Source organism: Mycolicibacterium parafortuitum, assembly GCF_010725485.1.
Taxonomy (GTDB): domain Bacteria; phylum Actinomycetota; class Actinomycetes; order Mycobacteriales; family Mycobacteriaceae; genus Mycobacterium.
In genome coordinates this window covers 2094885-2121440 of the sequence record NZ_AP022598.1, presented here as the reverse complement: position 1 = coordinate 2121440, position 26556 = coordinate 2094885, and the positions used below count along the sequence as shown (strand labels likewise).

The 26556-nt window shown below is 69.1% G+C and carries 27 protein-coding genes; 7 read left to right on the top strand and 20 right to left on the bottom strand.

All coding sequences use genetic code 11. The annotated features are described in order from the left end of the window. The first annotated feature begins 5 nt into the window (after positions 1-5). A complete protein-coding gene (locus NTM_RS10070) occupies positions 6-887 on the top strand; it encodes an iron-sulfur binding domain-containing protein (protein ID WP_163769438.1) in 882 nt (293 codons plus the stop codon). Here NTM_RS10070 and NTM_RS10065 read toward each other — a convergent pair whose 3' ends face one another. Next, positions 888-1868 (bottom strand): GlxA family transcriptional regulator, encoded by a 981-nt coding sequence (locus tag NTM_RS10065; RefSeq protein ID WP_163766210.1) that lies wholly within the window; start codon positions 1866-1868, stop codon positions 888-890. 72 nt (positions 1869-1940) lie between these two features. Here NTM_RS10065 and NTM_RS10060 point away from each other — a divergent pair, with 72 nt between their 5' ends. Next, positions 1941-2192, top strand: coding sequence for a hypothetical protein (locus NTM_RS10060; RefSeq protein ID WP_104862573.1), 252 nt, complete (start codon positions 1941-1943; stop codon positions 2190-2192). Here the strand turns inward: NTM_RS10060 and NTM_RS10055 are convergent. Continuing rightward, positions 2166-2936 carry an alpha/beta fold hydrolase gene (locus NTM_RS10055; RefSeq protein WP_163766209.1) on the bottom strand — a complete coding sequence of 257 codons (771 nt, stop codon included), beginning with the start codon at positions 2934-2936 and terminating at the stop codon, positions 2166-2168. The two genes, NTM_RS10060 and NTM_RS10055, sit on opposite strands and share 27 nt — an antisense overlap. Positions 2937-2960: 24 nt before the next feature. On the opposite strand from NTM_RS10055, the gene mhuD reads away from it, so the two are divergent. Next, a complete protein-coding gene (gene mhuD, locus NTM_RS10050; protein ID WP_163766208.1) occupies positions 2961-3278 on the top strand; it encodes a mycobilin-forming heme oxygenase MhuD in 318 nt (105 codons plus the stop codon). Continuing rightward, positions 3253-4611 (top strand): serine hydrolase, encoded by a 1359-nt coding sequence (locus NTM_RS10045; protein WP_163766207.1) that lies wholly within the window; start codon positions 3253-3255, stop codon positions 4609-4611. The genes mhuD and NTM_RS10045 overlap by 26 nt, the downstream gene beginning before the upstream one ends. Here the strand turns inward: NTM_RS10045 and NTM_RS10040 are convergent. The 6 genes from NTM_RS10040 to lysS form a co-directional block, all read right to left on the bottom strand. Then, positions 4608-5153 carry a histidine phosphatase family protein gene (locus NTM_RS10040; RefSeq protein WP_163766206.1) on the bottom strand — a complete coding sequence of 182 codons (546 nt, stop codon included), beginning with the start codon at positions 5151-5153 and terminating at the stop codon, positions 4608-4610. The genes NTM_RS10045 and NTM_RS10040 overlap by 4 nt on opposite strands. Next, the gene (locus tag NTM_RS10035; protein ID WP_163766205.1) at positions 5150-5947 is read right to left on the bottom strand and encodes a CbtA family protein; all 798 of its coding nucleotides are present in this window, start codon (positions 5945-5947) and stop codon (positions 5150-5152) included. Before NTM_RS10035 ends, NTM_RS10040 begins: the two co-directional genes overlap by 4 nt. 27 nt (positions 5948-5974) lie before the next feature. Next, on the bottom strand, positions 5975-6184 hold the full coding sequence (locus tag NTM_RS10030) for a CbtB domain-containing protein (RefSeq protein ID WP_083142016.1): 210 nt from the start codon (positions 6182-6184) through the stop codon (positions 5975-5977). A gap of 201 nt (positions 6185-6385) precedes the next feature. Then, complete coding sequence (gene clpC1 / locus NTM_RS10025) at positions 6386-8929, bottom strand: ATP-dependent protease ATP-binding subunit ClpC (protein WP_104862577.1); 2544 nt, start codon at positions 8927-8929, stop codon at positions 6386-6388. 314 nt (positions 8930-9243) lie between these two features. Next, positions 9244-9585: a histone-like nucleoid-structuring protein Lsr2 gene (gene lsr2 / locus NTM_RS10020; protein WP_083142018.1), complete on the bottom strand. Its 342-nt coding sequence runs from the start codon at positions 9583-9585 to the stop codon at positions 9244-9246. Between the two features lie 106 nt (positions 9586-9691). Further along, positions 9692-11197 carry a lysine--tRNA ligase gene (gene lysS, locus NTM_RS10015; protein ID WP_104862578.1) on the bottom strand — a complete coding sequence of 502 codons (1506 nt, stop codon included), beginning with the start codon at positions 11195-11197 and terminating at the stop codon, positions 9692-9694. Between the two features lie 23 nt (positions 11198-11220). On the opposite strand from lysS, the gene NTM_RS10010 reads away from it, so the two are divergent. Continuing rightward, positions 11221-12501, top strand: coding sequence for an amino acid deaminase (locus NTM_RS10010; protein ID WP_104862579.1), 1281 nt, complete (start codon positions 11221-11223; stop codon positions 12499-12501). Between the two features lies 1 nt (position 12502). Here the strand turns inward: NTM_RS10010 and NTM_RS10005 are convergent, their stop codons facing one another. The 10 genes from NTM_RS10005 to ftsH form a co-directional block, all read right to left on the bottom strand. Then, on the bottom strand, positions 12503-13315 hold the full coding sequence (locus NTM_RS10005) for a type III pantothenate kinase (RefSeq protein WP_083142021.1): 813 nt from the start codon (positions 13313-13315) through the stop codon (positions 12503-12505). Between the two features lie 46 nt (positions 13316-13361). Continuing rightward, on the bottom strand, positions 13362-14306 hold the full coding sequence (gene panC / locus NTM_RS10000; protein ID WP_163769437.1) for a pantoate--beta-alanine ligase: 945 nt from the start codon (positions 14304-14306) through the stop codon (positions 13362-13364). Beyond that, positions 14306-15250: a Rossmann-like and DUF2520 domain-containing protein gene (locus NTM_RS09995; RefSeq protein ID WP_104862581.1), complete on the bottom strand. Its 945-nt coding sequence runs from the start codon at positions 15248-15250 to the stop codon at positions 14306-14308. Before NTM_RS09995 ends, panC begins: the two co-directional genes overlap by 1 nt. 78 nt (positions 15251-15328) lie before the next feature. Continuing rightward, the gene (locus tag NTM_RS09990; RefSeq protein WP_179963913.1) at positions 15329-16552 is read right to left on the bottom strand and encodes a DUF6779 domain-containing protein; all 1224 of its coding nucleotides are present in this window, start codon (positions 16550-16552) and stop codon (positions 15329-15331) included. Positions 16553-16629: 77 nt separating this feature from the next. Then, entirely contained in the window at positions 16630-17106 is a 477-nt protein-coding gene (locus NTM_RS09985) for a DUF3180 domain-containing protein (RefSeq protein WP_104862583.1), read from the bottom strand. Further along, a complete protein-coding gene (gene folK / locus NTM_RS09980) occupies positions 17106-17633 on the bottom strand; it encodes a 2-amino-4-hydroxy-6-hydroxymethyldihydropteridine diphosphokinase (RefSeq protein WP_163766203.1) in 528 nt (175 codons plus the stop codon). Before folK ends, NTM_RS09985 begins: the two co-directional genes overlap by 1 nt. Further along, positions 17630-18007, bottom strand: coding sequence for a dihydroneopterin aldolase (gene folB / locus NTM_RS09975; protein WP_163766202.1), 378 nt, complete (start codon positions 18005-18007; stop codon positions 17630-17632). The genes folK and folB overlap by 4 nt, the downstream gene beginning before the upstream one ends. After that, a complete protein-coding gene (folP, locus tag NTM_RS09970; protein WP_232079675.1) occupies positions 18000-18806 on the bottom strand; it encodes a dihydropteroate synthase in 807 nt (268 codons plus the stop codon). The genes folB and folP overlap by 8 nt, the downstream gene beginning before the upstream one ends. Positions 18807-18855: 49 nt before the next feature. Continuing rightward, entirely contained in the window at positions 18856-19464 is a 609-nt protein-coding gene (folE, locus tag NTM_RS09965) for a GTP cyclohydrolase I FolE (RefSeq protein ID WP_104862587.1), read from the bottom strand. Between the two features lie 21 nt (positions 19465-19485). After that, on the bottom strand, positions 19486-21825 hold the full coding sequence (gene ftsH / locus NTM_RS09960; protein ID WP_104862588.1) for an ATP-dependent zinc metalloprotease FtsH: 2340 nt from the start codon (positions 21823-21825) through the stop codon (positions 19486-19488). Positions 21826-22023: 198 nt separating this feature from the next. Here ftsH and NTM_RS09955 point away from each other — a divergent pair, with 198 nt between their 5' ends. Both NTM_RS09955 and NTM_RS09950 read left to right on the top strand, forming a co-directional pair. After that, entirely contained in the window at positions 22024-22965 is a 942-nt protein-coding gene (locus tag NTM_RS09955) for an alpha/beta fold hydrolase (protein ID WP_104862589.1), read from the top strand. Between the two features lie 21 nt (positions 22966-22986). Continuing rightward, a complete protein-coding gene (locus NTM_RS09950; protein WP_163766200.1) occupies positions 22987-23721 on the top strand; it encodes an SIMPL domain-containing protein in 735 nt (244 codons plus the stop codon). Positions 23722-23731: 10 nt separating this feature from the next. Here the strand turns inward: NTM_RS09950 and NTM_RS09945 are convergent, their stop codons facing one another. Further along, the gene (locus tag NTM_RS09945) at positions 23732-25951 is read right to left on the bottom strand and encodes a molybdopterin-dependent oxidoreductase (protein ID WP_163766199.1); all 2220 of its coding nucleotides are present in this window, start codon (positions 25949-25951) and stop codon (positions 23732-23734) included. Positions 25952-25972: 21 nt separating this feature from the next. Continuing rightward, the gene (gene hpt, locus NTM_RS09940; protein ID WP_104862592.1) at positions 25973-26548 is read right to left on the bottom strand and encodes a hypoxanthine phosphoribosyltransferase; all 576 of its coding nucleotides are present in this window, start codon (positions 26546-26548) and stop codon (positions 25973-25975) included. Positions 26549-26556: the final 8 nt, after the last annotated feature.

The following is a 26556-nucleotide window of genomic DNA, read 5'->3' as shown; positions in this document are numbered from 1 at the left end:
CGGCGATGATTGAGCCGAACGAGTTGATCGGCTGGTACGGCCGTGCACAACGAGACCTACCGTGGCGCCGCCCCGGGGTGTCGGCGTGGCAGATCCTCGTCAGCGAATTCATGTTGCAGCAGACACCCGTCGCCCGCGTCGAGCCGATCTGGCTGGACTGGGTCGCCCGCTGGCCCACCCCGTCGGCGACCGCGGCCGCCGGCGCCGCGGACGTGCTGCGGGCGTGGGGCAAGCTCGGTTATCCGCGACGGGCCAAGCGTCTGCACGAATGCGCGACCGTGATCGCCACCGAGCACGACGACGTCGTCCCCGCCGACGTCGAGACATTGCTGACACTGCCGGGAGTGGGCACGTACACCGCGCGTGCGGTCGCGTGTTTCGCCTACCGCCAACGCGTTCCGGTGGTCGACACCAACGTGCGCCGGGTGGTCGCCCGCGTCGTGCACGGCCTGCCCGACGCCGGATCGCCGTCGGCCCGCGATCTGGCCGACGTCGAGGCACTACTGCCCGACGACGACACCGCACCGCAGTTCTCGGTCGCGGTGATGGAGTTCGGCGCGACGGTGTGCACCGCCCGCGCGCCGCGTTGCGGGCTGTGCCCGCTGCAGCACTGCGCCTGGCGGGCGAAGGGCTTCCCGGCGGGTACCGGCCCGGCCAAACGCGTGCAGCGCTACGCCGGAACAGACCGTCAGGTCCGCGGCAGACTACTGGACGTGTTGCGCGGCAACGCTTCTCCGGTCACCCGCGCGGAGCTGGACGTAGCGTGGACCACCGACACCGCCCAGCGGGACCGGGCGTTGCACTCACTGTTGGTGGACGGGCTGGTGGAGCAGACCGCCGACGGTCGCTTCGCGCTGGCCGGCGAGGGCGATGAGGCGCGAGGGTGATCAGGCGATCTCGGCGACCCGCGGAGCGCTCGTGTTGAAGCGCTTCCGGTAGTCCGACGGCGTGACGCCGATGATGCGGCGGAAGTGGTGGCGCAGCAGGGTCGCGGTCCCGAATCCGGACCGCTCGGCGATGGCGTCGACGTCGAGGGTCGTCTCCTCGAGCATGCGCCGCGCGTAGAGCACCCGCTGGTCGGTGACCCACTGCATCGGGGTGCGGCCGGTCTCCTCGACGAAGCGGCGGGCGAACGTCCGTCCCGACATGTGCGCGCGACGCGCCAGCGTGGTGACGGTGTGCGGCTTGTCGAGGTTGGCCAGAATCCAGTCGAGGTGCGGCGCGAAGCGCTCCGAACACTTCACCGGTATCGGCTGGTCGATGTACTGACGCTGGCCGCCGTCGCGCTGTGGCGGCACGACCATGCGGCGGGCGATCTTGTTGGTCACCTCGCTGCCGAGTTCCCGGCGCACCAGATGAAGGCACGCGTCGATGCCCGCAGCGGTGCCCGCACTGGTGATCAGATTGCCGTCGTCGACGTAGAGCACGTTGCGGTCGACCTTCGCGGTCGGATACATCTCGGCCAGCGCGTCGGCGTGCATCCAGTGCGTGGTGCACGGACGACCGTCGAGCAGGCCGGCGGCCCCCGCGACGAACGCACCCGAGCACACCGTCAGGATGATCGACCCCGTCTCGGCGGCCCTGCGGACCGCGTCCAGCGCCTCAGGCAGGTAACTGCCGTTCTGGCTGGCGATCGCCGGGATCGCGACCAGATCCACGCCGACGAGGTCGTCGAGGCCGTGCTCGGGGGTCAAGGTGGCCCCGACCGAGGTGCGCAGCGGCTTCCCGGGTTCCGGGCCGCACACCTTGAAGTCGAAGTTCGGTACGCCGTCGCTGGACCGGTCGATGCCGAACACCTCGCATACGACACCGAACTCGAACACCGCAAGACCGTCGAGCGCGAGCACCGAGACCGTCTTCAACGTCATGGCAGCATCTTATCGAGAGTTGTCGCTGCTGCCACTGTTGGCGGGATGTTGCCCGAGCGCAGCATTACTGCCATGAGCACGCTATTGGCCTTTCTGATCCTGCTGGCGCCGTTCGCCGTCGCGGCGTTGCTGACCTGGGCCGCACACACCGACGGCACACTGCGCATCCACCTCGACCAGTTCCGCTGGGCGGCACCGATGGGCGGCCGGTTGTTCGAGGACCGCGATACCGACCGGGTGCGACACGACGTGGACGCCATCCGCACCCGCTTCGAGGAACACCCCAACTGGCCGGTGTCAGGTATCTCGAGTGAACGTCGTTAGAAACGCCTCGACGGCCTCCCGGTATTTCCCCGGGGCGTCGTCGTGGACGAGATGACCCGCGCCGGGCACGTGCAGATACGTGGCCCGGCGCGCGCGTTCGGCCATCGTGCGCATCTGGCCGGGCGGGGTCACCGAGTCGCCTGCCTCGATGAGCAGGGTCGGCACCGCCACCGCATCCCACTGCGCCCAGTAGTCCCGCATCCCCCACTCGGCGGCGATCTCGATCCACTTCTGCGGGTGGCCATGCAGCCGCCACCCGGTCGGGGTCTGGTCGAACGCCTCCAGGAAGTACTGGCCCGCCACCGGACCGAACTCGGCGTACACCTGTTCGGCGGTACCGAACTCCACCGGTAGCGCGTGCACCCACGGCTCCCACGGGCCGGTGGTTCGGCCCCGGAAGTCCGGGGCCATGTCCTCGACGACGACGGCGTCCACCAATTCCGGCCGGGCCGCGGCGAGGCACCACGAGTGCAGCGCACCCATCGAATGGCCGACCATGATCGCCGGCTCCCCCAGCGCCTCGACGGCGTCACCGAGGTCGTCGACGAAACGCTCGGTGCCGATCGGATGCGGGTCGGTGACCTCGCGCCCGCGGTGCCACGGCGCGTCGTAGGTGTACACCCGCCCGTGCCGGCTCAGCCACGGCAACTGACGCGACCAGGTGGTCCCCCGGCCCATCAGCCCGTGCACCAGAACCAGCGGGCGGCCCCCACCGCCGCGTGGGGTCAGCAGGTCGGTGGGCATGAATCGGCACGGTAACCTAACGGCATGTCAGTGGTGAAGATCAACGCCATCGAGGTTCCGCCCGACGCAGGTCCGGAGCTGGAGAAGCGGTTCGCGCACCGCGCCCACGCGGTCGACAACCAGCCCGGTTTCCTCGGCTTCCAGCTGCTCCGCCCGGTCAAGGGCGAGACCCGCTACTACGTCGTCACCCAGTGGGAGTCCGAGGAGGCCTTCCAGGCCTGGGCCAACGGCCCGGCCCACGAGGCGCACGCCGGAGAGCGCCGTAATCCCGTCGCCACCGGTGCGTCGCTGCTGGAGTTCGAGGTCGTACTCGACGTTGCGGGGACTGACAGCAACGGGTGAGGCGGTCCGGGCCCGGCGCCGGGTGACCACACTGGTCGCACTGGTCTCTGCCGTGGCCCTGGCCTGCGGGTGTACTGCCACACGTCCAGCACCTGCTGACGCCGCTTACGGCGTGCCGATCCAGATCAACACACCGCAGGGTCTGCGGGCGAAGCAGACCATGGACATGCTCAACAGCGACTGGCCGATCGGCGAGGTCGGTATTCGCACGATGGCCGTCCCCGAACTCGTCGAGCACGTCGGCGTCACGATGGACCGGATCTGGTGGGACCGGCCGTTCACTGTCACCAACGTCGACGTCGGGGCCGGCTGGGCCACCCTCGACGTGCGGACGTCCTACGGCGTCGCACAGACCATCAAGCTGCGCACCGACGAGGCCGGCATGGTCGACCGGTTCACCGTCGACCTGGTACCCCCGCAGATCGACACCTGGTCCGACATCGACGAAGAGCTGACCAGCACCGGCGCGCGGTACTCCTACCAGGTGGCCAAGGTCGTCGACGGCCGGTGCGAGAAGGTCGCCGGCTCGAACACCGACCTGTCGCTGCCGCTGGCGTCGATCTTCAAGCTCTACGTGCTGCTCGCCGTCGCCGACGCCGTCAAGGCGGGCACGGTCACATGGACCGACCCGCTCACGATCACCGAGGAGGCCAAGGCCGTCGGCTCGTCCGGATTCGACGAGCTGCCGCCGGGCTCGACGGTGACGGTGCGCGACGCAGCCCAGCAGATGATCTCGGCCAGCGACAACATGGCCACCGATCTGCTGATCGAGCGGCTCGGCCCGGGCGCCATCGAACGCGCGCTGGTCGAGGCCGGCCATCACGATCCGGCGAGCATGACCCCGTTCCCGACCATGCACCAGTTGTTCTCGGTCGGCTGGGGCACGCCGGACCTGCGCGAGCAGTGGAAGCAGGCCACCCCCGAAGGCCGGGTCCAGCTGCTGCAGCAGACGAATTCGCGCCCCTACGAACCCGATCCGAAGCGCACGCACGAGCCCGCGTCCGGCATCGGCGCCGAGTGGTACGGCAGCGCCGCCGACATCTGCAGGCTGCACGCCGCACTGCAGAAAGGCGCCGTCGGCGAGGCCGCACCGGTCAAGGACATCCTGTCGTTCCTACCCGGCATCGACCTGGACCGCACCGAATGGCCCTACATCGGCGCCAAGGCCGGCAACCTGCCCGGCGACCTGACCTTCAGCTGGTACGCCGTCGACAAGTCGGGCCAACCGTGGGTGGTCAGCCTGCAGTCGAACTGGCCGGAGTACCGCAGCCAAACCGCCGCGGCGTGGCTGATGTCGATCGCGCGGCAGACGTTCGACCTGATCCCGAATTAGTTCGAGCGCAGGTTCCAGGCCTGCCCGCGGCAGTGCAGCACCGTACGGCTGACCGGGGCGACGTCGATGCGCCAGAACGACTTCGGCGGCGCGTCCAGCGCGACGACGACAGCCGCCCGCACCACCGCGGGATGGGTCACCGCGATGACGCGCATCCGGTGCGCCGACAGCGAATCCATCCAGCGCCCGACGCGACCGACCAGGTTCACGACGGACTCGCCGCCGTGCGGCGCGCCGGCCGGATCCGTCAGCCAGATCGTCATCTCCTCCGGGGCCACCGCGCCCAGTAGGCTGCCGCGCCACCGGCCGCAGTCCAGATCGGCGATCGCCGGCTCGATCTCGGGCTGCAGGCCCAGCATCGCGGCCGTCTGCTGCGCCCGTGACTCGGGCCCGCACACCGCGCGCTCGACAGACTCCAGCTCGACACCGTCGAGCTGGCGCCTGCCGAGCGCGTTGACCGGTTCGTCGGTGGGGAATCGTCCGGCCGCCATCGCATCGGTCATGGCGTGTGACACGAGGGTCAGCCGGACGACCTCACTCACGCGGGGATGGAATGCTTCCGCTCACCGAGCAGCCGCGAGATCAGCGCACCGAAGACCAGGCCGATCGTCGCGTAGATGACCACCTGGGTGCCGAGCGCGTAGAGCCGGAACTCGTAGAGCAGATCGGCCGGGAAGCCCTCGTAGATGATCACGCCGTTGTCGTCGACCAGCGGGGCCGGGGTCTCGCTGATCGTCGGCAGGATCAGCATCACGACCGCGATCGCGACGACGTAAGCGCCCGCCGCGGCCAGGGTCGCGTTCCAGTTGCCGATCTTGGCGGCCCACTGCCTGCCCAGATACACCGCGGCGATCAGCAGAGCCGCGGAGAGCACCACGACCGCCAGATAGAGCAGTGTGCGCTGGCGGATCGTCTCGTCCAGGCTCAGCGCCGGCGGGCTGGCCGGGTACTTCAGCGACGGGACGATGTAGAGGCTCAGCAGCATGCCGCCCGCGATGTACAGCGACAGCAGCCGGGCCGAGATGTCGCCGACCCGGCCGTAGGCGACCGCGAACACGACCGCGAACAGCGCGCTGATCGCGAGGCTGAACAGCAGCACCCCCAGGCCCATGCCGATGTTCATCTGCACGGCGCGGGTGAACCCACCGCCGTCGCCGTGGCTGTGCCCGGCGACCCCGGCGGCTTCCTCCATCGCCTCATGCGCGGCTGCGATGCCGTCCTCGTAGCCGATCGCGAGTTCGATCTGGGGCTCGACGAAGATGCGGGCGAACACGAACGCCAGCACGCCTGCGGCGGCGCCGGCCAGAAGGCCGCGCCCGATGATGTGTTTCTCCATGTTCATTTATCCCTTGTGCCGCTTTACTCAGTGGCAGGGGAAGCCGAGGAGATGGCGTGCGTCGTGCACGAATTCGTGGATGTAGGTGCTGTTGCCGAATACCGACGTCGCACCCTGGTCCATACCGATGAAGTACAGCACCACCAGAGCGAAGAACGCGGTGAGGGAGAGCCAGAGCACGGCTTTGGTCGCGGAGAAATCTATGGCGCGGGTCTTGCTCACGTCAGGTGACGTCATGGTGGTTCCTTTCCCGGGATTTCGCGTCCCTACGAACGGCCGACGGACCCGGGTCTGACTTTCACAGTGGCGCGACCGTCTGGATTTCCACCAGCTTCCGACGCCCGTCGATTACCACTGCATCGTAAGCCAAATGAAGCGGCCACCCTCCCCCGGTTCGCAAATTGGAGAAGGGCGGCCGCCCGTTGGTCTCGTATTCGGTTATTCCGTCACGGCCGCGGCGCCACCCGCACCGGCTTGGGCCAGGTCCGGCTCGGCGCCCTCGGCGGGCTTGCGGGAGCCGGCGAAGGTGAACCGCGCGTCCTCGCCCTGACCCTCGCCGTCCCAGTTCTCGACGTCGACGGTGACGAGCTGGCCGGGTCCGAGTTCCTCGAAGAGGATCTTCTCCGACAGCTGGTCCTCGATCTCGCGCTGGATGGTGCGGCGCAGCGGCCGCGCACCCAGCACCGGATCGAAGCCGCGCTTGGCCAGCAGCGCCTTCGCCTTCGGCGTCAGCTCGATGGCCATGTCCTTGGCCTTGAGCTGGTTGGCGACCCTGCCGACCATCAGGTCGACCATCTGGATGATCTCGTCCTGGGTCAGCTGGTGGAAGACGATGATGTCGTCGATGCGGTTGAGGAACTCCGGACGGAAGTGCTTCTTCAGTTCGTCGTGAACCTTCTGCTTCATCCGCTCGTAGTTGTTCTCCCCGCCGCCCTGGGTGAAGCCCAGCCCGACCGCCTTGGAAATGTCGCTCGTGCCGAGGTTCGAGGTGAAGATCAGCACGGTGTTCTTGAAGTCCACCGTGCGGCCCTGACCGTCGGTCAGGCGGCCGTCTTCGAGGACCTGCAGGAGGCTGTTGTAGATCTCCTGATGGGCCTTCTCGATCTCGTCGAACAGCACCACCGAGAACGGCTTGCGGCGCACCTTCTCGGTGAGCTGGCCACCCTCTTCGTAGCCGACGTACCCCGGAGGGGCACCGAACAGCCGCGATGCGGTGAAGCGGTCGTGGAACTCGCCCATGTCGATCTGGATGAGCGCGTCGTCGTCGCCGAACAGGAAGTTGGCCAGCGCCTTGGACAGCTCGGTCTTACCGACGCCGGACGGGCCGGCGAAGATGAACGAACCGGACGGGCGCTTCGGATCCTTCAGGCCCGCACGGGTACGACGGATCGCCTTCGAAACAGCACGGACGGCATCTTCTTGCCCGATGATCCGCTTGTGCAGTTCCTCTTCCATGCGCAGGAGACGGGTGGTCTCCTCCTCGGTCAGCTTGAACACCGGGATACCGGTCCAGTTGCCGAGCACCTCGGCGATCTGCTCGTCGTCGACTTCCGCCACGACATCGAGATCACCTGAGCGCCACTGCTTCTCACGCTCGGCACGCTGCGCGACGAGTTGCTTCTCCTTGTCGCGCAGGCTCGCAGCCTTCTCGAAGTCCTGCGCGTCGATCGCGGACTCCTTCTCCCGGCGCGCGTCGGCGATCTTCTCGTCGAACTCGCGCAGGTCCGGCGGAGCCGTCATCCGGCGGATGCGCATCCGGGCGCCGGCCTCGTCGATCAGGTCGATCGCCTTGTCCGGCAGGAACCGGTCGTTGATGTAGCGGTCGGCCAGCGTCGCCGCGGCCGCGATGGCGCCGTCGGTGATCGAGACGCGGTGGTGCGCCTCGTACCGGTCGCGCAGACCCTTGAGGATCTCGATGGTGTGCGCGACCGTCGGCTCGCCGACCTGGACCGGCTGGAACCGGCGCTCGAGCGCGGCGTCCTTCTCGATGTACTTGCGGTACTCGTCGAGGGTGGTCGCACCGATGGTCTGCAGCTCACCGCGGGCCAGCTTCGGCTTCAGGATGCTGGCCGCGTCGATCGCGCCCTCGGCGGCTCCCGCACCGACGAGCGTGTGCAGCTCGTCGATGAACAGGATGATGTCGCCGCGGGTGTTGATCTCCTTGAGCACCTTCTTGAGGCGCTCCTCGAAATCACCGCGGTAGCGGCTGCCCGCGACCAGCGAACCGAGGTCGAGGGTGTAGAGCTGCTTGTCCTTCAGCGTCTCGGGGACGTCACCGTGCACGATCGCCTGCGCGAGGCCCTCGACGACGGCGGTCTTACCGACGCCGGGCTCACCGATCAGCACCGGGTTGTTCTTGGTGCGGCGGCTCAGCACCTGCATGACCCGCTCGATTTCCTTCTCGCGGCCGATGACGGGGTCGAGCTTGCCCTCCATCGCCGCGGCGGTCAGGTTGCGGCCGAACTGGTCGAGGACCAGCGACGTAGACGGGTTGCCCGCCTCACCGCCGCGGCCTCCGGTGCCCGCTTCCGCGGTCTCCTTGCCCTGGTAGCCGCTCAGCAGCTGGATGACCTGCTGGCGCACCCGGGTCAGTTCGGCGCCGAGCTTCACGAGAACCTGGGCGGCGACACCCTCACCCTCGCGGATGAGGCCGAGCAGGATGTGCTCGGTGCCGATGTAGTTGTGGCCGAGCTGCAGCGCCTCGCGCAGGCTCAGCTCGAGCACCTTCTTGGCCCGCGGGGTGAAGGGAATGTGCCCGGACGGCGCCTGCTGGCCCTGGCCGATGATCTCCTCGACCTGGCTGCGGACTCCCTCCAGGGAGATGCCGAGCGACTCGAGCGACTTGGCGGCTACGCCCTCACCCTCGTGAATGAGTCCCAGCAGGATGTGCTCGGTGCCGATGTAGTTGTGATTGAGCATCCGGGCCTCTTCTTGGGCCAGGACGACAACCCGACGCGCACGGTCGGTGAATCTTTCGAACATCCGTGGTTACCTGCTCTCCATCGCATTGGTAAGTGCCCGCACCGGCAGTCTCGACGGCCGCAACAACCGCGGTCATACCCAGTGCCGTACACCTACGTCGTCCACTCTAATGGGCGACAGCTTCGGGTGCCCCGCCTGGCGGTCCCTAAAGGGGTGACAGAAGAGCTACAGATGGCAAGACGGATGACATCTGCCCGACGCTGCTAGAGCAACGCCGCAGATGCCGAAAACGTTTCCCGCCCGGGCACGAAAAAGGTTCGCCGCCAGCGAACGAGCCCGGCGGCCCGGGCCGGGCCCGGAACCGCCGCGAATCGCTAGGTGGCGGCGTGGAACGCGTCGATCACGTCGGCGGGGATCCGGCCGCGGGTCGACACGTTGTGACCGTTGCGGCGGGCCCATTCCCGGATCGCGGCGCTCTGCTCGCGGTCGATGGCGGCACGCCCCCGACCGGTGGCCGCGGCGCGACCGCGGCGGCGGCCACCGACCCGGCGGCCCGCCTCGACCCACTGCTTCAAATCATTACGAAGCTTTGCGGCGTTCTTGGCAGAGAGGTCGATCTCGTAGCTCACGCCGTCGAGACCAAATTCAACGGTCTCGTCAGCGGCACCCTCACCGTCGAAATCGTCGACCAAGGTGACGGTCACTTTCTTCGCCATTTCTCACTGCCCTTCCCAAGTACCAGAAGAGCGGAATGCCGCTCAACTACGGCACCAATGTGCCATATTCAGGCGGGCCATTCAACAACGCCCGATTGGGCGCAGATCAGTTTGCGTGTCGGCGAACAATCGGAAATAAAACAGTCTCTCTAATGTTCAGTCCGGTCAGCGCCATCAGCAGCCGATCGATACCCATTCCGGTTCCCGTCGTGGGCGGCATCCCGTACTCCAATGCGGCCAGGAAATCCTCGTCCAGCGCCATTGCCTCGTCGTCTCCGGCGGCTGCCGCACGTGCCTGCGCCTCGAATCTCTGGCGCTGGATGATCGGGTCGATCAACTCCGAGTAGCCGGTGGCCAATTCGAAGTTGCGCACGTAGAGATCCCATTTCTCGGTGACGCCGTCGATGCTGCGATGCGGGCGCGTCAGCGGTGTGGTCTCGACCGGGAAGTCCCGGACGAACGTCGGGGCCCACAGTTTGTCGCCGACGGTGTGCTCCCAGAGTTCCTCGACCAATTTCCCGTGCCCGTAGCCGCGGTCCCGCGGAATCTCGACACCGAGCCGGTCGGCGATCTGCCAAAGCCGTTCGGCGGAGGTCTGTGGGGTGATCTCTTCACCCAAAGCCTCGGACAATGACGGATACATTTGAATGCTCTGCCATTCCCCGTCGAGGTCGTACTCGCTGCCATCGGCCAAAGTGACCTGCCGGGTGCCGATCGCTTCGTCGGCAACCTCTTGAATTAGTTCGCGAGTGACGATCGCCGAATCATCGTAGGTGCCCCACGCCTGATAAGTCTCCAGCATCGCGAATTCCGGCGAATGCGTGGAATCGGCGCCTTCGTTTCGGAAGTTGCGATTCAACTCGAAGACGCGGTCGAATCCGCCGACCACACACCGCTTGAGGAAAAGTTCCGGCGCGATGCGCAGGTACAGATCGGTGTCGAGGGCATTGGAATGGGTGACGAACGGACGGGCCGCCGCGCCGCCGGCCAGCGTCTGCAACATCGGCGTCTCGACTTCGAGGAATCCACGCCGTTCCAGCGCATTGCGCACCGCGCGCACCACCGCGACGCGCTGCCGTGCGATGGCCCGAGCCTCCGGGCGCACGATCAGGTCGACGTAGCGCTGCCTGACCCGGGTCTCCTCGTTCAATTCCTTGTGCGCAACGGGCAGCGGCCGCAGCGACTTCGACGCGATCTGCCACGAGTCGGCGAGCACGGACAGCTCGCCGCGGCGGGAGCTGATGACCTCGCCGTGCACGAAGACGATGTCGCCGAGGTCGACGTCGGCCTTCCAGGCGTCGAGGGAATCCTGGCCCACCTCGGCGAAGCTGATCATCACCTGAAGCTGGGTCCCGTCGCCGTCCTGCAGGGTGGCGAAGCACAACTTGCCAGAGTTGCGGGCGAAGATCACCCGGCCGGCGACGCCGACGAACTGACCGGTCTTGGTGTCGGCTTCCAGATCGGGGTACGCCGCGCGCAGTTCGGCGAGGGTGTGGGTGCGGTCGACGTGCACCGGGTACGGGTCGCGCCCCTCGGCGAGCAGCCTCTCGCGCTTGGCCTGACGGATGCGGAACTGCTCAGGGATGTCGTCAGGAGAATCTGGGGACGTCACGACGTGCCAGCTTAAATGAACAGATGACCGGTCCCGGAATCGCGCCGATCGACGACGCCGTCTACCGCGCCGCGGTGCGCCGGGAGTCCGAGCGTCCGCTGGACTGGCGGTTCAAAGGGGTGCCGCCCCGGTGGTGGGGGCGGACGCCGGCACAGATCGCCGCCGAGGCGCCCGTGTTCGACCCCGACGCTCCCGAGGGCGGCGCCCCCGGCCCGGTGTGCGTGCTGCGCGCCGATGCGGTGGCCCACAACCTCGCGACGATGGCGCAATGGTGCCGCGCCCGCGGTGTCGAGCTGGCCCCGCACGGCAAGACGCACATGGCACCGCAACTGGCGGCGCGCCAGCTGGACGCCGGCGCCTGCGCGATCACGGTGGCGACGGTGAGCCAGGCGGCGGTGTTCCGCGCATTCGGGGTCCGCAGCCTGGTGCTGGCCAACGAGCTGGTCGACGCCGCGGGGTTGCGCTGGGTGGCGGCCGAGCTGGACCGCGACCCGACGATGCGTTTCGTGTGCTGGGCCGACTCGGTGCGCGGTGTCGAGCTGATGACCGCGGCGCTGGCCGGTGCCCGGCGGCCCGTGCCGGTGTGCGTCGAGATCGGGTTGCCCGGCGGGCGGTCCGGCTGCCGGACGGCCGACGAGGTCGACGACGTGGCCCGCGCCGTGGTCGCGTCGCCCCGGCTGGAGCTGGTCGGGGTGGCCGGCTACGAGGCCGCGATCGCGCAGTCGCTGGCTCCGGAGTCGATGGCCGCGGTCGCGGCGCACCTGCGCGACGTGCGGGCGGCCGTGCTGCGCCTCGCCGCGCTGTTCGAGACCGACGAGGTCGTCGTCACCGCGGGCGGCAGCACCTACTTCGACGACGTCGCCGACGTGTTGACCGGCTGGCCTGCCGCACTGACGGTGCGCACGGTGCTGCGCAGCGGCTGCTACCTGACCCACGACCACGGGCTGTACGCGCGCACCTCGCCGTTGACCCGGCACGGCGGAGCCGGGCTGCGTCCGGCGCTGGAGATCCACGCGCAGGTCACGTCGCGTCCGGAACCCGAGCTGGCGATCGTGGCGATGGGCCGGCGTGACGTGTCCTTCGACCAGGGGATGCCGACGCCGCTGGAGCCGGCCGGGTCCTCGGTGACCAAACTCAACGACCAGCACGCGTTCCTTCAGCTCGACGGCCCCGACTCAGCTCACGTCGGCGACTGGCTGCGGTTCGGGATCTCGCACCCGTGCACCGTGTTCGACAAATGGCGGCTGATCCCCGAACTCGACGACCGGGGCCGGGTGGTCGACCTGATCCGCACGTACTTCTGAGTCAGCGGGCCTGTTTGAGCTTGCGCTGGTTGTCGCGGTTGCGTTCGTAGACCAGGCGCAGCCCGTCGAGGGTCAGGTGGCGGTCGTAGTGCTGCACGGTGCTCAGGTCGTCGAGCACCAGCGGCGCCCCGTGCCCGGTGGCGACCACGTTGACGTCGTCACCGCCGAAACCGTCGACGTCCTCCCGGATCCGGGTGACCAGACCGTCGACCAGACCGGCGAATCCGAACACCGCACCGGCCTGCATGCACTCGACGGTGTTCTTGCCGATGACCGACCGCGGCCGGGTCAGCTCGACGCGCCGCAGCGCCGCCGAGCGGGCCGCGGCGGCGTCGGAGGACACCTGCACGCCCGGGGCGATCGCACCGCCGAGAAACTCACCCTTGGCCGACACCACGTCCACGCAGATCGACGAACCGAAGTCGACGACGATGGCCGCGGTGCCGTACTTATGGTACGCCGCAAGACAGTTCACGATGCGGTCCGCGCCGACCTCTTTCGGGTTGTCGACCAGCAGCGGTATCCCGGTGCGCACCCCGGGCTCGATCAGCACGTGCGGCACCGACGGCCAGTACTGCTCGAGCATCACCCTGACCTCGTGCATCACCGACGGCACCGTCGACAGTCCCGCGGCGCCAGTGAGGCGCTCGGCGTCGTCACCGATCAGCCCGTCGATCGTCAGCGCGAGTTCGTCTGCGGTGACCTCGGATTCGGTGCGGATACGCCAGTGGTGCACGACCTTGGCGTGCTGACCGGAACCGGACACCAAACCGACGACGGTGTGGGTGTTGCGGACGTCTATCGCCAGCAGCACGACATCACCCCTGCGTCCGTCGTGGACGTCACCATGACCCGTGACATCAGTTCCTCCAAGGCAATTCGTGGCTCTGCCCGTTCGCGGAGCGGGGATGGCCGTCGATGCCGGCGCTGGCGCCGATGTCGATGGCGATGTTGTCGATCAACCGGGTCCGTCCGAGCCGCGCGGCCACGAGGATGCGCCCAGGCCCCTCCACCGGCGCGGGACCCAGCATCGGATCGCGTACCTCCAGATAGTCCAGTGTCAGGGCGGGCACCTCGTCGAGCACCGCGCGGGCCGCGTCCAGCGCCGCGGCCGCCCCCGCCGACGCGGCGTACATGCCGGCCAGCAGTGCCGCCGACAGCGCGCCGGCCTGCTCGCGTTCGTCGGCGTCCAGATAGCGGTTGCGCGAGGACATCGCCAGTCCGTCGTTCTCGCGCACCGTCGGCACACCCTGGATCTGGATGTCGAGGTTGAGGTCGGTGACCATCTGCCGGATCAAAGCCAGTTGCTGATAGTCCTTCTCACCGAAGTAGGCACGGTCTGGGCGCACGATGTTGAACAGCTTGAGTACCACGGTCAGCATTCCGGCGAAATGCGTTGGCCGAACCGCGCCTTCGAGTTCCGCGCCGATAGCACCGGGGTGCACCGTGGTGCGCATCCCGTCGGGGTACATATCGTCGGCTGTCGGGGTGAACGCGATCTCGACCCCTTCGGCACGCAGCAGCGCGAGGTCGTCGTCCAGGGTTCGCGGATACGCGTCGAGGTCCTCCCCCGCCCCGAACTGCAACGGGTTCACGAAGATCGAGACGACGACGACCGCACCCGGTGCCCGCTTGGCGGCACGCACCAGTGCCAGATGACCGTCGTGCAGCGCACCCATCGTCGGAACCAGGATGACCCGTCGCCCGGTGCCGCGCACCGCCCGGGTCACGGCGGACACGTCACCGGGACGGTGGTAGACGTTGAGCTGTCCTGCGGCGAACTTCGGTGCGTTACGTGGGTTCATCACTGTCCTGATTCTGTCAACACGTCGAACACGGCCCGCGGAGCGTGCGCACGTTGCGCGGTGCGCCACGAGTTGGCCCGGTAAGCCTGCGCCACATCGGGATTCACTTCGGCCAGGGCCTGCAGATGGCCCGCCACCGCCTCGGCGTCGCCGCGCGCGACCGGCCCGGTGAGCGCCGTCTGCCCGCGCTGCAGCGCGTTGTCCAGCGCCGCGCGTGCCAGCGGGGCGATGATCCGCTCGGCGATGCCGCCCGGTTCGTCGCCGACGGTCTCCTGGCCGAGAAGTTCCTGGCCCCACAACGCCGCGCGCAGCGCCTCGACCGCGTCGAGCAGCACGGTGACGACGTGATTGCTGGAGTGTGCGAGAGCCGCATGGTAGAGCGTGCGGGCATCCTCGCGGACCCGGAACGGTTCGCCACCGATCTCGAGCACCAGCGATTGCGCGATGGCGTAGCCGATTTCGTCCCCGGCGGTGATACCGAAGCAGGTCTCGCGCAGCCGGTCGACGTCCTCGTCGGTGCCGGCGAACGTCATCGCGGGATGGACGGCCAGGGTGATGCAACCGATCTCGGCCAGCGGCGCGAGCACACCGATGCCGTTGGCGCCGGAGGTGTGCATCACGATGGTGTTGGGCCGCACCGCGCCGGTTGAGGCCAGACCGCTGACCAGGCCGGGCAGTTCGGCGTCGGGCACGGCGAGCAGCAGGAGTTCGCAGCGGCGCGCCACCTCGTCGACGGCGAGCACCGGGGTGTCGGGAAGCCAGCGCTGCGCGCGGGTGCGGGAGGCGTTCGACACGGCGCTGCATCCGACGACGACGTGTTCGGCGCGTTCGAGCGCCACACCCAGTGCGGTACCGACCCGGCCCGCGGAGATCACGCCGACCGTCAGCCGGGCCGGCCGGAGTCCGTCGTGCGGGGTTGCACCGCCGCCGGAGGGCTGCACCATCGCAGTCGACCTCGCTGTTCTCGTCCACGTCGTTCCGGTCCCGCGCTGCGGGTACCGGACGGTCGCCCCGAGCCTAGCTCAGTCCTCCCGGCGCCTTCGCCGGCTGCCGCCGGACGGGGTCGCCTGCAGCCGGGCCAGCAGTTCGGCGACGGACTGCCCGCCGGTGTGCGCACCGCCGCCCTCGTCCTCGGGTTCGGGTGCTTCCTCGTCCCGGGGCTGCGGTGCGGGCTGCGGTTCCGGCGCCGACTGCTCGCCCGGCGCGTAATGCTTGCCGCGGGGTGTCTCCTGCGGCTGCTCGGGGGCGGGCTGTTCGGGGGCACGGCGCCGCCCGACGTACTCGTCCTCGGTCCCGTTGGGAGACACCCAGTTACTTCCCGGGTGCCCGGCCGGGATGTACTGGCCCTCGGCGGGCACGGGCTGCCACCCGCCCGCCGGAGCGGGCTCGGGACGCTGCGGTGGCTGCGGCGCGGGCTGTTGGGGTGGCGGCGGAAGCCACGGGAACTGAGGTTCCGGCGCGACCGGCGCAGCTTGCGGGGCCGGCGGCGGTGGTGGTTCCGGTGCCGGCTGCTGGGGTGCCTGCTGCGGAGGCGGTGGCGCCCACTGCGGGGGCGCGGCGTCCTCGGCGCGGCGACGCCGTCCGGCCGCCTCCTGCTCGCCCGCCCTGCGGTGCGCCCCTCCGTGTTCGGCGACGAACGCGGCCCACTCGTGCTCCGGCGGATGCGGTTCGGCGGGCACGTCGATGATCGGGCTCTCGTCGGTCTCCGGGGCTTCCGGCTCCGGCGCGACGGTGACGAAGTCGTCCTCGGTGTCGATGCGGCTGCTGCTGACCCGGCCCGCGGTGCGCTCGGTCTCGATCGCCGGGCGGTGCGACAGGTCTGCGTCGAACAGATACTCCAGGTTGGCGCGCAGCGCGGCGAGCTCCGCGCGCAGTGAGGCCACCTCGTCAGCGGACTGTGCGCTGAGCTCGGCCGCCAGCTCGCGGCGCAGATGCGATTCGACGGTGAGTTCGTACTCCCGCCGAGCCGAGATCTCCCGCTCCAGTTGCAGGTCGTAGACCAGCTTCAGATCGCGCACCTTGGCCTGGTCGCTGTCACTCTGCCTGCGATAGATCACGGACACGAACGCGGCGACCACCGCGGCCCACAGCGCGAGAATCACTGCGAGCTTGAGCAACTCGACGCGGTTGGTGAAAACCAGAGCCGAACTCGCGACGATGGCGAGCACCAGCAACACCGTCATCAGGATCCAACCCGGCCTTCGGGTGCCACGTCTGAGGCGGCCGCCGCGGGTCGGATCGGTCATGGGGCGACTGTACCTGGCACAGGTCATCTCGCGTGTCGACCTTGACGGCGATTCTGCCCGGGTCGCGCACAATCACCTCAGCCGGGCGCGGGGTCGGCGTTCTGCGACTGGTCGTCCGGGGAGGTGCAGCAATGCTGCAGCCACATCGCGGCGATCACCAGGGCCAACGCGCACAGCGCGGCCACCACCGCGCCCGGGGTGTCCTCGGCGGCCACCCGCAGACTTCCGCGCCGCGGCAGCAGATAGATCACCACCGCAAGCCACCACCCGAGCACGACGCTGCCCATCCACGCCGCGGCCTTCGCGATGACGACCGAGCGGGCCACCGCCACGGGATGCAGCCGGCCCACGCCCAGGCCGATCTGACCGTCGCGAATCCTGGACCGCACGAAGAACGCCCAACCTGCCAGCGCCACTGCGACACCCAGCAGTGACATGCCCGTCCACAAGGTGATCGGCGGGAACACCCGGTAGAGCACGAACATGAGCAGATAGCCCGCGACCGCCGTGGCCGCGACGGCCCCGGCGAGGTCACGCTTGCGGGTCACGCCCATCAGCCGGGCGTCCCGATCCGCAGCGACAGGTGGGTTTGGCGGACCCCGGCGCGTTCGCCCGGGTCGACGCCGGCGAGCAGTTCGGTCGCCGCGGCCCTCCGACCGTCGACGGTCAGCTGCGCGGCCGGATCCACGGCGAGCCATGGGATCAGCACGAACGCGCGGACGTGCGCGTACGGATGCGGCAGCGTCAGGTCCGGGTCGGCCAGCACCACATCGGCCTCACCGTCGCGGCACGCCACCAGGTCGACGTCGAGGGTCCGTGGGCCCCAGTGCTGTTCCCGGGTGCGGCCCGCGGCGTCTTCGAGCTCGTGGGCCCGCCGCAGCCAACCACAGGGATCGAGTTCCGGGTCGTCGGCGAGCACGACGGCGTTGAGGAACGGGCCCTGCTCGACACCGCCCCAGGCGTCGGTCTCGTACACCGGCGACACCGCCGTGACCGTGCTGCCGAGGCCGTCGAGCACGGACTGCAGATGCGCCAACCGGTCGCCCACATTGGACCCGATGGACAGCACGATCACCGTCATCGGCCCCGCCCACCGCGGCGTGACCGGCGCGCGGTGACCGCGACATCGTTGAACTGCAACGGAATCGGCGCCGAAGGTTTGTGCACCACCACCTCGACGGCGTGGGCGCGTTCGTCGCGCATCACGTCGTCGGCGATCTCACCGGCGACGGTCTCGATCAACTGCCGCGGCGGGCCGGCGACGATGTCGGCGGCCCGCTGCGCGAGCACGCCGTAGTCCAGCGTGTCGGCGAGGTCGTCGCTGGCCGCCGCGGCGGCCAGGTCGATCCACACCGTGATGTCGACGACGAAATCCTGACCGTCGCGGCGCTCGTGGTCGAACACACCGTGGTTGCCGCGAACCCTCAAGCCACGCAACTCGATCCGATCAGTCATGTGCTCCCGCCCGCCATGCCGTCGCCACCGCGAGGGCATCCACCGACGCCCGCACGTCATGCACCCGCACCCCCCAGACGCCGTGCCATCCCGCCAGCGCGGAGATCACCGCGGTGGCGGTCTCCCGCCCGGCAGGCGGGCGCGGCTCGCCGTCGGCGCCGGCCAGCAGGGTGCCGAGGAAACGCTTGCGGGATGCGCCGACGAGCACCGGGATCCCGGTTGCGACGAGGTCCGGCAGCGCGTTGAGCAGCGCCCAGTTGTGTTGTGCGGTCTTGGCGAATCCCAGTCCGGGATCGATGATCAGCTTGTCCGGGCTCACCCCTGCCGCGACCGCCGCGTCCACCCCGGCGAGCAACTCGTCGCGCACCTCTGCGACCACGTCGCGGTACGGCGGGACGCTGTGTGGTCGGTCGGCGTCCACCGAGCGCCAGTGCATCAGGATCCACGGAGCGCCGGCCTCGGCGACGACGCGCACCATGTCGGGGTCGGCGCGGCCGCCGGAGACGTCGTTGACGATCGCGGCGCCGTTCTCCAGCGCGGCCCGCGCGACCGAGGCGTGCATCGTGTCGATACTGACGGTGATCCCCTGCTGGGAAAGCTCTTTGACGACGGGCAGCACCCTGGAGATCTCGACCTGCGGGTCGACACGGGTCGCGCCGGGCCGGGTCGACTCACCGCCGACGTCGACGATGGCCGCGCCCTGGGCGACGAGCTCGACACCGTGGGCGACGGCCCGGTCGCGGTCCAGGAAAAGACCACCGTCGGAGAACGAATCGTCGGTGACGTTGACAACCCCCATCACCTGCACGCTGTACATCCCCCGTCGCTCCGCTCGCCCCGCACGGACGTCACTTCCGCAGGATCAGGTCCAGGGCCTCGGCACGGGATGCCTTGTCGGTCTTGAACTGTCCGCGCACCGCGGACGTCGTCGTCACCGCACCGGGCTTACGGATGCCGCGCATCGCCATGCACAGATGCTCGGCCTCGATCACGACGATGGCGCCGCGCGGACTGAGCTTGCGCATCAGCGCGTCGGCGATCTGCGCGGTCAGCCGCTCCTGCACCTGGGGCCGCTTGGCGTACAGGTCGACCACCCGCGCCAGCTTCGACAACCCGGTGACCCGGCCGTCCACCCCCGGGATGTAACCGACGTGGGCCACCCCGTGGAACGACACCAGGTGGTGCTCGCACGTCGAATACATCGGGATGTCCTTGACCAGCACGAGTTCGTCATGCTGCTCGTCGAACATCGTGGTGAGCACGTCGTCGGGGTCGGTGTAGAGCCCCGCGAAGATCTCACGGTAGGACCGCGCCACCCGCGCAGGGGTGTCCAGCAGCCCTTCCCGGTCCGGATCCTCACCGACAGCGATGAGTAGTTCCCGCACCGCGGCCTCCGCACGCGCCTGATCGAAATCGCGGGTGGTGAGCGTGGCCGTGTGGTTGTTCGACCGCGTCATCGAGATCTCCGTTCGGGGGTGTCAGCGATCCTGGTCCGGCGGGCCGGTACGCCCGTTGTCCCGGCCACCGTCGTGGCTGGGCTCTTCGGCCGGGTTGTACGCGGGTGCGCCACCGTGGGCCTGCTGCCCGGGCGGCGGCGGGTAGGGCTGATACGGCGGATAGCCGGGATAGGCCGGCGTCGGGGGCTGCCCCTGCCAGCCCTGCTGTTGCTGCGGGCCCGGATACCAGTGCCCCTGCGGCTGATGCGGCGTGCCGGCGGGCGGCGGCCAGCCGGGCGCATGCCAGCCTGCCGGGGCGCCGTAGTCGGGCTGGGTGGGGCCGCCGGCCGGGGCGCCGTTGGACCCGTTGCCGCCGTTCTTGTGGGCGGCTTCGGCGGCGGCCTTCGACGCCTGCGCGATCGCGATCTTGAACGCGGGTTCCGGAACCGGTTTGGGCCATGGCTCGCCGCGCTCCATCGCCAACTCGCCCGGCGTCTTGATCGGCGGCTTGTCCGACGGCACCCGGCCGCCGAAGTCGTCGAACATGGTCAGTCGCGGGCGCTTCTTCACGTCGGCGAAGATGGCTTCGAGCTCGACCCGGTGCAGGGTCTCCTTCTCCAGCAGCTGCAGCGCCAGCGTGTCGAGCACGTCGCGGTACTCGGTGAGGATCTCCCACGCCTCGGTGTGGGCGGCCTCGATCAACTTGCGGATCTCGTCGTCGATGTCGCGCGCGACCTCGTGGCTGTAGTCGGCCTGGTTGCCCATCGTGCGGCCCAGGAACGGGTCGCCGTGTTCGGTGCCGTACCTGACGGCGCCGAGCTTGGAGCTCATGCCGTACTCGGTGACCATCGCGCGGGCGATCTTGGTGGCCTGGTCGATGTCGGACGACGCGCCGGTGGTCGGCTCGCGGAACACCAGCTCCTCGGCCGCGCGCCCACCCATCGCGAACACCAGGCGGGCGATCATCTCGGAGCGGGTCATCAGACCCTTGTCGTCCTCGGGCACCGCCATCGCATGACCGCCGGTGCGGCCGCGCGCCAGGATCGTCACCTTGTAGATCGGTTCGATGTCGGGCATCGCCCACGCGGCCAGGGTGTGCCCGCCCTCGTGGTAGGCGGTGATCTTCTTCTCGTGCTCGCTGATGATGCGGCTCTTGCGGCGCGGACCGCCGACGACCCGGTCGACGGCCTCTTCGAGCGCGGCACCGGTGATGATGGTGCCGTTCTCGCGGGCGGTCAGCAGGGCCGCCTCGTTGATCACGTTGGCCAGGTCGGCGCCGGACATGCCGACGGTGCGCTTGGCCAGACCTTCCAGGTCGGCGTCCTCGGCGATCGGCTTACCCGCCGAATGCACCTTGAGCACCGCACGCCGGCCGGCCAGATCCGGGCTCGACACCGGGATCTGGCGGTCGAAGCGGCCGGGCCGCAGCAGGGCCGGGTCGAGGATGTCGGGCCGGTTGGTCGCCGCGATCAGGATGACGCCCTGACGGTCGCCGAAGCCGTCCATCTCGACCAGCAGCTGGTTCAGTGTCTGTTCGCGTTCGTCGTGACCGCCGCCCAGACCGGCGCCACGCTGGCGTCCGACGGCGTCGATCTCGTCGACGAAGATGATGCACGGGCTGTTCTGCTTGGCCTGCTCGAACAGGTCACGCACGCGCGAGGCGCCGACGCCGACGAACATCTCGACGAAGTCCGAACCGGAGATCGTGAAGAACGGGACACCGGCCTCACCGGCCACCGCGCGCGCCAGCAGGGTCTTGCCCGTGCCGGGCGGGCCGTAGAGCAGCACACCCTTGGGGATCTTGGCGCCGAGAGCCTGGTAGCGGCTCGGGTTCTGCAGGAAGTCCTTGATCTCGTAGAGCTCCTCGACCGCCTCGTCGACGCCCGCGACATCGGCGAAGGTGGTCTTGGGCATGTCCTTGGACAGCATCTTGGCCTTGGACTTGCCGAAGCCGAAGCCCATCCGGCCGCCGGACTGCATCCGGGAGAACATCACGAACAGCGCGACGAGCAGCAGCAGCGGCAGCATGTAGATCAGCAGCGTGCCGAAGATGCTGCTCTGGTTGACCACGGTGTTGGTCTTGACGTTCTTGTCCTGCAGCGCCTCGAACAACGTCACCCCGTACCCGGTCGGGTACTTGGTGATGACCTGCTTGCTGTCCTCGGTGTCGCCGTTGCCGTTCTTCAGCTCGAGACGCAACTGCTGTTCGCGGTCGTCGATCTGCGCGCTGTCGACGTTGTCGGCGGTGATCTGCGCCATCGCGACCGACGTGTCGACGGGCTTGTAGCCGCGCGTGTCGTCGCTGAAATAGAAGAATGACCAACCCAGCAGCAGCACCACGGCGATCACCGTGAGGGTGCGGATCACATTTTTTCTGTTCATAAGGAAGTCCGGTCCATGCCGGGGCGTCGGTCCATGTTGTGATTCCGGTTCATCAAATATGTGCAGCCGGCATTGCGGTGCGCCGGCCAAATCCTTCCAATACGCGCAGCTGGAAACCTCAAGGCTACCGCTAGACCAACGTTCGGCAGTTCCCGGTTACGACTGACCGTGACCTGGCTCTCAGGGAAAGTAGGTGCCATGCGGTCGCGGATGGTCCACACGAACGGTGTCACGCTGCGGGTGATGGAGGCCGGCGACCCCGGCGCCCCGCTGGTTGTGTTGTGCCACGGCTTCCCTGAGCTGGCATTTTCCTGGCGCCATCAGGTCGCCGCGCTCGCCGAGGCCGGCTATCACGTCCTGGCCCCCGACCAGCGCGGCTACGGCGGCTCCGACCGTCCCGAGGATGTCGACGCCTACAACGTGCGCGAGCTCAGCGCCGACATCGTCGGGCTGATCGATGACGTCGGCGCCGACAGAGCCGCACTGATCGGGCATGACTTCGGGTCCGTCGTCGCCTGGGGTGCGCCGCTGTTCGCGGCGGAACGGTTCTGGGCGGTCGGCGGGCTGAGCCTGCCACCGGTGCCCCGCCCGCAGGTGCCGACGACGCAGGCGTTCCGCCGGATCTTCGCGAACCGATTCGTCTACATCCTGTACTTCCAGGAGCGAGGTCCGGCCGACGCGGAACTCGCGCGCGACCCCGCGGCGACGTTCCGGCGGCTGTTCTCGATGGGCGCCGGCGGCGGCGCCGCGCTGACCGGGGACCCCGACGGCGGCGGCTTCCTCGACCGCATCCCCGACCCGGGCGCGCTGCCGGACTGGCTCGCCCCCGCCGACTTCGCCGTCTACGTCGACGAGTTCACCCGCACCGGCTTCACCGGCCCGCTGAACTGGTACCGGTGTTTCGACCTGAACTGGGAGCTGACCGCCGCCCCACCGACGGCCACGATCGACGTGCCCGCCCTGTTCGTCGGTGGCAGCGCCGACCCGACGCTGGCCTACACACCGACCGACCGCGCCCGCGAGATCGTGACCGGTGACTACCGCGAGGTGATGCTCGACGGCGCCGGGCACTGGCTGACCGAGGAGCGGCCCGCACAGGTGTCGCGCGTGCTTGTCGACTTCCTGGACTCGGCCCGCTGACCGGACGCTACTGTGCCAGGCATGCCGATCTCAGCGTGTGCGAAGACCGTCAGGAACACCCTCATCGCGCTTGCCGCCGCGGGTTTGGCGGCGGCCGGAGTGTCCGCGTGCGATGCGCAGAAGGGCCTGTCCGCATCCGGCGCCGACGCCCGCCAGGTCACCGTCGTCGGGGCCGGGCAGGTGCAGGGCACCCCGGACACCCTGACCGTGAACGCGTCGATGGAGTTCCTCGGCCCGGACGCCACCGCGGCGATGAACCAGACCAACGAGCGTCAGCAGTCGGTGATCGACGGTCTGGTCGACCTCGGCATCGACCGCTCGGACATCGCCACCACCGCCGCCGACCTGCAACCGCAGTACGGGTCGGACGGCACCGCGATCTCGGCCTACCGGGCCACCAACACCGTCAACGTCACGATCCGCGATCTGGCCAAAGCCTCCGACACGATCGGGTTGATCGTCTCCACCGGCGGCAACGCGACCCGGATCAACTCGATCGCGTACTCGATCGAGGACGACTCCGAACTCGTCCGCGACGCCAGGGCGCGGGCCTTCGAGGACGCCAAGGACCGGGCCGCGCAGTACGCCGAGCTGTCCGGACTGAGCCTGGGCAAGGTCATCTCGATCTCCGAGCAGGGCGGCTCCAGCCCGCCGGTACCGATCCAGGCACCGCGCGCGATGGAGGCCGCGGTACCGATGGAGCCGGGCCAGCAGACGGTCGGGTTCTCGGTGACCGTGGTGTGGGAGCTGACCTGAGGGCTGCGGCCTACCCGGCCGGCGCCACCACCACCGGGATCCCGTTGAGCACCGCCGTGCCCGACAGCGGGTCCAGCATGGATCCGTCGTTGAGCTGATTGGCGTTGACGCCGGGCCGGCTCGCGGCCAGCCTCTGGCCGGTGCCGGGCCGGTCGTGTCCCCAGCCGTGCGGTAGGGACAGCACGCCACGGCGGATGTCCTCGGTCACCTCGACCGGCACCACGAGCTCCCCACCGGGGCCCTTGACCACCGCGGAGTCGGTCAGTCCGAGGTCGGCGGCGTCGTCGGGGTGGATTCGCAGCGTGCACCGGTTGGTGCCGCCGGCCAGCGCAGGCAGGTTGTGCATCCAGCTGTTGTTCGACCGCAGGTGCCTGCGCCCGATCAGCACGAAACCGTCGGTGTGCCGGTGCAGCGCGTCGCGCAGCCGCCCGGCATCCGAGATCAGTTGCGGCGGAGCAAGTTCGACAAGACCCGACGGCGTGCGCAGCAGGTCGGGCAGCCTGGGCTGCAGCGGTCCGAGATCGATCCCGTGCGGCGCGTCCTTGAGCCTGCGCAACGTCAGCCCGTCAGGCCGGGAACCGAACGCGTCACCGTAGGCGCCGAGGCGCAGCATCATGTCGAGGCGCCGCTCGTAACCGGGGCCGGCAGGCAGCATCGCGGTCAACTCGTCGACGGGCCGACCCGCCACGGGGGACGACGCGTCGGCGGTCTCCTTGGCCAGCGTGGTCGCGATGACCTGTTCGTCCACCAGCGCGGGGTCGGCGTCGTGGCCGAGCCCGTACAGCACCAACGCGATCCGCGACAGGATCTCGGCCTCGTCGGGGCGGCCGTCGAGCGGCAGCGCCGGCGGTGAGTAACGGGCGTTGTTGCGCACGGCCAGCGCGTTGAGCGCGACATCGAAATGTGGGGCGCGCGACGGCGGCGGAGGCGGCAGGATCACGTCGGCGTGCCGGGTGGTCTCGTTCAGATACGGGTCGACGCTCACCATGAACTCGACCTGGTCCAGCGCGCGGTCCAGCCGGTCGCCGTCCGGCGCGGACAGGACGGGATTGCCCGCGACGGTGATCATCGCGCGGATCTGGCCCTCCCCCGGCGTCTCGATCTCCTCCGCCATCACCGCGGTCGGCAGTTCGGACAGCACCTCGGGACGCCCGGAGACCCGGCTGCGCCAGCGCCCGGTGCTGAATCCGCGGCCGGGGCGGTGCCCGCGCGGCGCGGGCGCGACCGGCGACAGCGGGAACATCGCCCCGCCCGGCCGGTCCAGGTTTCCGGTCAGCACGTTGACGACGTCGACCAACCAACTGCCCAGCGTGCCGAACTCGACCGTCGACGTGCCGATCCGGCCGTAGACCGCGGCGGTCGGAGCTGCGGCCAATTCCCTTGCCAGAGTCCGGATCTCGTCGGCGTCGAGTCCGCAGAACGCCGCGACGGCGTCGGGCCCGAAGTCCGCGGCCAGCCCACGCACGTCGTCGACCCCGGTGACGAACTCGCCCACCGCGCCGAGGTCGACGAGGCCCTCGTCGAACAGCACGTGCACGACGGCCAGCAGCAGCGCCGCGTCGGTACCGGGCCGCGGCGCGAGATGGCGGTCGGCCAGTTGCGCGGTGCGGGTGCGGGCCGGGTCGACGACGACCAGCCGCCCACCGCGCTCCCGCAGCCTGCGCAGCTTCCCGGGGAAGTCCGCGGCGGTGGCGAGGCTGCCGTTGGACACCATCGGGTTGGCGCCGATGACCACCAGATAGTCGGTGCGGTCCAGGTCGGGCACCGTGAACGCGGCGGGACTGCCGAACATCAGGCCCAGCGATACGTGTTTGGGCATCTGGTCCAACGTGCTGGCCGAGAACACCTGCCGGGTGCCGAGGCCACGGATGATCAGCGGCGGGTACAGCGCACCCGCGACGGTGTGCGCGTTCGGGTTGCCGAGGTAGACCCCGACGGCGGGCCCGCCGTGCTCACCTATCGCGGCCGACAAACCCTGGGCCATCGCGGCGAACGCCTCGTCCCAGGATGCTTGCCCCAGCACACCGTCACGCCGGACCAGCGGCGCACTCAGCCGGTCGGGGTCGTTGTCGAGTTCGGCGAAGCTCGCGCCCTTCGGACAGATGAAGCCCGCCGAGAACACGTCGTCGCGGTCCCCGCGGGCACCGACGACACGTCCGTCGTCGATGGTCAGGGTCAGACCGCAGGTTGCTTCGCAGAACGGGCAGATGCGCAGGGCGGTTTCGGCCATGCCTGCATCATGCGCCGGTTTCTACTGCGCGTACACCTTTGGTTCGAGCGTGCCGATGTAGGGCAGGTCGCGGTAGCGCTCGGCGTAGTCGAGCCCGTAGCCGACCACGAATTCGTTCGGGATGTCGAAGCCGATGTATTCGACGTCGAGGTCCGCGCGGACGGCCTCGGGTTTGCGCAGCAGCGTGCACACCTTCAGCGAGCGCGGTCCGCGGGTGGCCAGGTTGCGCAGCAACCACGACAGGGTCAGCCCCGAGTCGATGATGTCCTCGACGATCAGCACATCGCGTCCGCTGATGTCGCGGTCGAGGTCCTTGAGGATGCGCACCACCCCGGACGACGAGGTCGACGAGCCGTAGGAGCTGACGGCCATGAACTCGAGTTGGGTGGGCAACGGGATCGCCCGCGCCAGGTCGGTGACGAACATGACCGCACCCTTGAGCACGGTGATCAGCAGTAGGTCCTGACCGGATTCGCGGTCGCGGTAGTCGTCGGCGATCTGCGCCGCCAGTTCCGCGGTCTTGGCCTTGATCTGGTCTTCCGACAGCAGAACCGACTTGATGTCCCCGGAATACAGGTCGGCGGTATGCGCAGGCACACCGACAG

What these genes read in the sequence shown, in the direction of transcription:
- NTM_RS10070 (WP_163769438.1), top strand. Translation starts at nt 6, where the DNA reads ATGATTGAGCCGAACGAGTTGATCGGCTGGTACGGCCGTGCACAACGA.
- NTM_RS10065 (WP_163766210.1), bottom strand. Translation starts at nt 1,868, where the DNA reads ATGACGTTGAAGACGGTCTCGGTGCTCGCGCTCGACGGTCTTGCGGTG.
- NTM_RS10060 (WP_104862573.1), top strand. Translation starts at nt 1,941, where the DNA reads ATGAGCACGCTATTGGCCTTTCTGATCCTGCTGGCGCCGTTCGCCGTC.
- NTM_RS10055 (WP_163766209.1), bottom strand. Translation starts at nt 2,936, where the DNA reads ATGCCCACCGACCTGCTGACCCCACGCGGCGGTGGGGGCCGCCCGCTG.
- mhuD (WP_163766208.1), top strand. Translation starts at nt 2,961, where the DNA reads ATGTCAGTGGTGAAGATCAACGCCATCGAGGTTCCGCCCGACGCAGGT.
- NTM_RS10035 (WP_163766205.1), bottom strand. Translation starts at nt 5,947, where the DNA reads ATGGAGAAACACATCATCGGGCGCGGCCTTCTGGCCGGCGCCGCCGCA.
- NTM_RS10030 (WP_083142016.1), bottom strand. Translation starts at nt 6,184, where the DNA reads ATGACGTCACCTGACGTGAGCAAGACCCGCGCCATAGATTTCTCCGCG.
- clpC1 (WP_104862577.1), bottom strand. Translation starts at nt 8,929, where the DNA reads ATGTTCGAAAGATTCACCGACCGTGCGCGTCGGGTTGTCGTCCTGGCC.
- lsr2 (WP_083142018.1), bottom strand. Translation starts at nt 9,585, where the DNA reads ATGGCGAAGAAAGTGACCGTCACCTTGGTCGACGATTTCGACGGTGAG.
- NTM_RS10010 (WP_104862579.1), top strand. Translation starts at nt 11,221, where the DNA reads ATGACCGGTCCCGGAATCGCGCCGATCGACGACGCCGTCTACCGCGCC.
- panC (WP_163769437.1), bottom strand. Translation starts at nt 14,306, where the DNA reads ATGAACCCACGTAACGCACCGAAGTTCGCCGCAGGACAGCTCAACGTC.
- NTM_RS09995 (WP_104862581.1), bottom strand. Translation starts at nt 15,250, where the DNA reads ATGGTGCAGCCCTCCGGCGGCGGTGCAACCCCGCACGACGGACTCCGG.
- NTM_RS09990 (WP_179963913.1), bottom strand. Translation starts at nt 16,552, where the DNA reads ATGACCGATCCGACCCGCGGCGGCCGCCTCAGACGTGGCACCCGAAGG.
- NTM_RS09985 (WP_104862583.1), bottom strand. Translation starts at nt 17,106, where the DNA reads ATGGGCGTGACCCGCAAGCGTGACCTCGCCGGGGCCGTCGCGGCCACG.
- folK (WP_163766203.1), bottom strand. Translation starts at nt 17,633, where the DNA reads ATGACGGTGATCGTGCTGTCCATCGGGTCCAATGTGGGCGACCGGTTG.
- folB (WP_163766202.1), bottom strand. Translation starts at nt 18,007, where the DNA reads ATGACTGATCGGATCGAGTTGCGTGGCTTGAGGGTTCGCGGCAACCAC.
- folP (WP_232079675.1), bottom strand. Translation starts at nt 18,806, where the DNA reads ATGGGGGTTGTCAACGTCACCGACGATTCGTTCTCCGACGGTGGTCTT.
- folE (WP_104862587.1), bottom strand. Translation starts at nt 19,464, where the DNA reads ATGACGCGGTCGAACAACCACACGGCCACGCTCACCACCCGCGATTTC.
- ftsH (WP_104862588.1), bottom strand. Translation starts at nt 21,825, where the DNA reads ATGAACAGAAAAAATGTGATCCGCACCCTCACGGTGATCGCCGTGGTG.
- NTM_RS09955 (WP_104862589.1), top strand. Translation starts at nt 22,024, where the DNA reads ATGCGGTCGCGGATGGTCCACACGAACGGTGTCACGCTGCGGGTGATG.
- NTM_RS09950 (WP_163766200.1), top strand. Translation starts at nt 22,987, where the DNA reads ATGCCGATCTCAGCGTGTGCGAAGACCGTCAGGAACACCCTCATCGCG.
- NTM_RS09945 (WP_163766199.1), bottom strand. Translation starts at nt 25,951, where the DNA reads ATGGCCGAAACCGCCCTGCGCATCTGCCCGTTCTGCGAAGCAACCTGC.